4 protein-coding genes are annotated in these 5,436 nt (G+C 68.4%); 3 read left to right on the top strand and 1 reads right to left on the bottom strand.

What is annotated here, in order from left to right; all coding sequences use genetic code 11:
• Window positions 1-280 precede the first annotated feature (280 nt).
• Window positions 281-1,738 (top strand): adenosylhomocysteinase, encoded by a 1,458-nt coding sequence (gene ahcY, locus FPZ41_RS44555; RefSeq protein ID WP_152870399.1) that lies wholly within the window; start codon window positions 281-283, stop codon window positions 1,736-1,738.
• Window positions 1,739-1,947: 209 nt separating this feature from the next.
• On the top strand, window positions 1,948-2,562 hold the full coding sequence (locus tag FPZ41_RS44550; RefSeq protein WP_152870397.1) for a hypothetical protein: 615 nt from the start codon (window positions 1,948-1,950) through the stop codon (window positions 2,560-2,562).
• A gap of 123 nt (window positions 2,563-2,685) precedes the next feature.
• Here the strand turns inward: FPZ41_RS44550 and FPZ41_RS44545 are convergent, their stop codons facing one another.
• The gene (locus FPZ41_RS44545) at window positions 2,686-3,675 is read right to left on the bottom strand and encodes an RDD family protein (RefSeq protein ID WP_322621525.1); all 990 of its coding nucleotides are present in this window, start codon (window positions 3,673-3,675) and stop codon (window positions 2,686-2,688) included.
• A 120-nt stretch (window positions 3,676-3,795) separates the two neighbouring features.
• Between FPZ41_RS44545 and FPZ41_RS44540 the strand changes: the two genes are divergently transcribed.
• On the top strand, window positions 3,796-4,803 hold the full coding sequence (locus FPZ41_RS44540; protein ID WP_152870394.1) for a stage II sporulation protein M: 1,008 nt from the start codon (window positions 3,796-3,798) through the stop codon (window positions 4,801-4,803).
• The last annotated feature ends 633 nt before the right edge of the window (window positions 4,804-5,436 follow it).

The raw sequence follows: 5,436 nt of genomic DNA, 5'->3' as shown, positions 1-5,436 counted from the left end.
CCCCCCGAACCGCCCGCCCTTGACCGGATCTGCGCGGAGGCGGACTACGGAGGCGGACTGGGGACAGCAGGGCCGACCGTGTAGCTTGGGACGGAGCCAGACGTCGCTGCTGATGGCGGTCGGGCGGTCCCACCGCGGACCGGCCGAGGGAGAGAGGGCCTCCGACGGACTGCGCTGCGCGCACGCGGGCATGCCTGTGTCCTCTTCGGACACCCCTGTCTCCGCCGCCGCGCAGACCAGCCGTACCCACCCTCGCCCCGACATCGAGGAGCAGCTCGCAATGACGACTGTCGACAAGCGACAGGACTTCAAGGTCGCCGACCTCTCCCTGGCCGAGTTCGGCCGCAAGGAGATCACCCTCGCCGAGCACGAGATGCCCGGCCTGATGGCGATCCGCAAGGAGTACGCCGAGGCCCAGCCGCTGGCCGGCGCCCGCGTCACCGGCTCCCTGCACATGACCGTCCAGACCGCGGTCCTCATCGAGACCCTGGTCGCCCTGGGCGCCCAGGTCCGCTGGGCGTCCTGCAACATCTTCTCCACCCAGGACCACGCCGCCGCCGCGATCGCAGTCGGCCCGAACGGCACGGCGGACGACCCGCAGGGCGTCCCGGTTTTCGCCTGGAAGGGCGAGACGCTTCAGGAGTACTGGTGGTGCACGGAGCAGGCGCTGACCTGGCCCGACTCGCCCACCGGCGGCCCGAACATGATCCTCGACGACGGCGGTGACGCCACCCTCCTCGTCCACAAGGGTGTCGAGTACGAGAAGGACGGCAAGGTTCCGTCCGTCGACACCGCCGAGTCCGACGAGCACCGCGTCATCCTCGAACTCCTGCACCGCACCATCACGGACGGCTCGCAGAAGTGGACCCAGCTGGCCTCCGAGATCCGCGGCGTGACCGAGGAGACCACGACCGGCGTCCACCGCCTGTACGAGATGCAGCGCGACGGTGTCCTCCTGTTCCCGGCGATCAACGTGAACGACGCCGTCACCAAGTCGAAGTTCGACAACAAGTACGGCTGCCGTCACTCCCTGATCGACGGCATCAACCGTGCCACCGACGTCCTGATCGGCGGTAAGACCGCGGTCGTCTGCGGCTACGGCGACGTGGGCAAGGGCTGCGCGGAGTCCCTGCGCGGACAGGGTGCCCGCGTCATCGTCACCGAGATCGACCCGATCTGCGCCCTGCAGGCCGCGATGGACGGCTACCAGGTCACGACCCTCGACGAGGTCATCGACAAGGCCGACATCTTCATCACCACGACCGGCAACAAGGACATCATCATGGCCTCGGACATGGCCAAGATGAAGCACCAGGCGATCGTCGGCAACATCGGCCACTTCGACAACGAGATCGACATGGCCGGTCTCGCCAAGGTCCCGGGCATCGTCAAGGACGAGGTCAAGCCGCAGGTCCACACGTGGACCTTCCCCGACGGCAAGGTGCTCATCGTCCTGTCGGAGGGCCGCCTGCTGAACCTGGGCAACGCCACCGGTCACCCGTCGTTCGTGATGTCCAACTCCTTCGCGGACCAGACCCTGGCCCAGATCGAGCTGTTCACCAAGCCCGACGCGTACCCGACCGGCGTCTACACGCTGCCCAAGCACCTCGACGAGAAGGTCGCTCGCCTCCACCTCGACGCCCTCGGCGTGAAGCTCACGACGCTGCGTCCGGAGCAGGCCGCGTACATCGGGGTCGAGGTCGAGGGCCCGTACAAGCCGGACCACTACCGCTACTGACCGGTACCGTCACTGGCCGGTACCGCCCCGGGCCGTTACGGCTACCGAGTCGCCACTGCTGTTGAGCGCGCCCGTGCACTGACGCGCTCACTCGGACAGCAGGTCCCGGGCAGGCCCCCGCACCCCCGTGCCGGGGGCCTGCCCGTGCCGGCCGGACCAGCGCCCGCCAGGACGCCCGGACCAGCAGCCCCTCAAGCTCCAGGACCCCCATGCCCCGCGGCCGCTATTCGCTCCACGATCCGCACGACCACTCCCTCCTCGCCGAAGAACACTTCCAGTGCGCGCCCGGCCCCTCCGGCTGGCGCTATGTCTCCCAAGTCACCACCCCCTCCGGCGACCACGTCGGCTCCGTCGACCTCGCCCTCGACGACCTCGGCCGCCCCATCCGTCTCGAAGTCCACGCCGCGAGCTGGCAGGTCCGCGGCGCCGCCCTCGACGGCGTCACCTGGGTCCGCACCGACCCGACCGGTACGCATGCCACCGAAGGCAATGTCCGCGCCCATGCCTTCACCGGCACCTCCCCCGCGTTCCTCATCGCCACCGTTCGTCTCCTGCGCCTCACCCCCTCCGCGCCCGCAACCCGCGTACGCCTCGTCGCCTTCACGGACCCGGTCCTCGCCCCGCGCACCGTCGACCAGTCCTGGGCCTTGATCGCAAGAGAAGCACACGCCACTGACAACGGCCCCCTGACCGTGGACGAATACCAGGTCACAGCCCTGGACACAGGCGAGCAGCACACCGTCCACATCGCCGGCGACGTGGTCCTGACGGGCCCCGGAATCGAGCTGGAGCACCTCGAATCACCGCCGTCGGTGTTCAGCTGACGCAGGACGCAGGACGCAGGACGCAGGACGCAGGACGCAGGACGCAGGACGCAGGACGCAGGACGCAGGACGCAGGACGTTGCGTGATTGGCGTCCGAATGGCGCCGCGCCCGGCGCCCCACCTCACGCAGGCGGCACGAATCCAGTGACCGGACGGTCGGTCTGCTCGGTTGTGCCGGCCTGGGACTGCCCGGGTTCGGCGGGCAGCGGTGCCGGGGACTGCGGCAACGGGGTGGGGGGCTGTGCCTCGGGCCCGCCTGCTGCCAGGGGCGGCGCACTCGGGGCCACAACGGGTCCGCCCCAGCCCGGGGCTCCGACAGACGGCCCCGGCACGGGACCGAACGGGCCCATGCCGACAGCCGCCCCACCCCCGAACGCCCGCTGGGCCTCCCGCGCCTGCCGTTCCTGCACCACGGCCGCCAGGTAAGCGGCCGCCGGAACACCCTGCGGCGCCGGAGACCCCGTGACCGCGGCGAGATCGAAGGCAAGCCGTTCCGCCATTGCCTGACCGACCTGCGGATCAAGCTGCTGCATCCGCGTCAGGTACTGCCGCACGGCCAGCCACAGCCCATCCGGGACCGCCGAGAGATCGAGCTCGGAGAACCGCCCCGCCAGCCAGTGCGGCGGCGGGGGCACGAACTGCGCACGCCCGGCCGGCACCCTCTCCCGTACGACCAGCGTTCCCGCAAACACGTCACCGAGCCGTCGCCCGCGTGCCGACACCAGCGAGGCGATGCACGCGATGACCCCCAGCGTCATCAGAATCTCGACCACGCCGACCGCGCCACGCACCAACGCGTGCCGAAAACGGATCGGCCCACCGTCGTCCCGCACCACTCGCAGCCCGAACGCCAGCTTCCCCAGCGAACGTCCGTGGCTGAGTGTCTCCACGGCGATCGGCCCACCCACCAGCACCAGCAAGAAGGCAGCGATCGATATCGCTGTCTGCGCCGCCTCATCCAGACTCGCGGTCGCAAGGACCAGCGCCATGGTCACGACGATGTAGCCGATGAAGGCGACGATCAGGTCGAGCAACACGGCCAGAGCCCGGCTCGGCAGCTTCGCGGGGCGCAGCTCCAGCGCCACCGCCTCGCCCGTCACTAGCTCAGTCACTTACTTGTTCCTTCCCCTGACCTGCCCCGAGAACCGCCAGTCTGCCAAGCTGAGGACACATCGCGCCCCAGTACGACAAGCTGACACGCAGATACGACAGGACGAGGAGCAGCAAACCGGATGGACCTCGACGTCTTCGTGTCCGCTCATCGCGCCGAGTGGGACCGCCTCGACGCACTGCTCCGGAACCAGCGGCGCCTCAGCGGCGCCGAGGTCGACGAACTGGTCGCCCTCTACCAGCGCACGGCCACTCACCTCTCAGTGATCCAGTCCAGCGCCCCGGACCCCCAGCTCACCGGGCGTCTCAGCCAACTGGTGGCACGCGCGCGCAGTGCCGTGACAGGCACCCGGCGCGCCTCCTGGCGCGATGTCACCCGGTTCCTCGCCCACGGCTTCCCCGCCGCGGTCTACCGCTCCCGCCACTGGTGGGTACTCACGGCACTCCTGTCCACCGCCGTAGCGGCCGTCCTGGGGTGGTGGATCGGTACGCACCCGGAGATCCAGTCCACGATCGCAGCCCCCGACCAACTGCGAGAGCTCACTCGCCCCGGAGGCGAGTACGAGACGTACTACTCCAGCCACCCCGCCACGTCCTTCGCGGCCCAGGTGTGGACGAACAACGCCCAGGCGGCCGCCATGTGCCTTGTCCTGGGCGTCTTCCTCGGCCTGCCGGTGCTCTGGATCCTCTTCCTGAACATGCTCAACCTGGGCGTGGGCATCGGCCTGATGTCCTCGGCCGGCCGCCTCGATGTCTTCCTCGGCCTCGTCCTCCCGCACGGCCTCCTGGAACTGACCGCCGTCTTCGTGGCCGCTGGAACAGGCCTGCGCCTCGGCTGGACCCTCATCGATCCTGGTCCCCGGACTCGCCGAACGGCCCTCGCCGAGGAAGGCCGCGCCGCCCTGGGCATGGCCTTGGGCCTGGCCCTGGTCCTCTTCGTCTCCGGTGCCATCGAAGGCTTCGTCACCCCCTCCGGCCTTCCCACCTGGGCCCGCATCGGCATCGGCATCGCTGCGGAACTGGCCTTCCTCGCATACGTCTACGTGCTGGGCGGCCGCGCCGCGCGGGCCGGGGACATGGGTGACCTCGCCGAACCCGAACGGAGCGCAGCCCTCCCGACGGCCGCCTGACAGCAGTAGGTGCGCCCGGCAGGCTCGTAGGCCCACCGCCGATGTGCAGGCGCGTCCGGCGAGCTGTTACTCTCGTTCTCGCCTCGCAGGACCCGTTGACACGGGTGCGGTGGGGAGGTAGATTTGAACAGTTGCCTAGAGGGGGACTCACCCCGGTGGCGATGATGCGTATCTATCTGCTTCTCGAAGCCTCGACACATCGATTTCGACGAAGCCTCTCCCGATGATTCAGAAATGAACGCCGGTCAGTCCGGTCCAAAACTTCTGATAAAGTCGGAACCGCCGGAAAGGGAAGCGCGAAAGCGTCTGACCTGGAAAGCGCCGAGGAAATCGGATCGGAAAAAGATCTGATAGAGTCGGAAACACCGAAGGGAAGCGCCCGGAGGAAAGCCGCGAGAGAGTCTCTCGGGTGAGTACAAAGGAAGCGTCCGTTCCTTGAGAACTCAACAGCGTGCCAAAAGTCAACGCCAGATATGTTGATACCCCGTCTCCGGTCGTCATGACCGGGGCGAGGTTCCTTTGAAATACAAACACAGCGAGGACGCTGTGAACCGAGGGGACTATTCCTCTCCTTGGTTCCGCTCTCGTGATGTGTTGCCGGGATATCCCGGAAGCATTCACGGAGAGTTTGAT

The organism is Streptomyces acidicola (assembly GCF_009377235.1).
GTDB classification, from domain to species: domain Bacteria; phylum Actinomycetota; class Actinomycetes; order Streptomycetales; family Streptomycetaceae; genus Streptomyces; species Streptomyces acidicola.
The sequence above is the reverse complement of the archived record's forward strand: the minus strand, read 5'-3'. Positions and strand labels throughout refer to the sequence as shown.

Excerpts from the sequence above, each read along its gene's own strand:
- ahcY (WP_152870399.1), top strand. The coding sequence starts at position 281 with ATGACGACTGTCGACAAGCGACAGGACTTCAAGGTCGCCGACCTCTCC.
- FPZ41_RS44550 (WP_152870397.1), top strand. The coding sequence starts at position 1,948 with ATGCCCCGCGGCCGCTATTCGCTCCACGATCCGCACGACCACTCCCTC.
- FPZ41_RS44540 (WP_152870394.1), top strand. The coding sequence starts at position 3,796 with ATGGACCTCGACGTCTTCGTGTCCGCTCATCGCGCCGAGTGGGACCGC.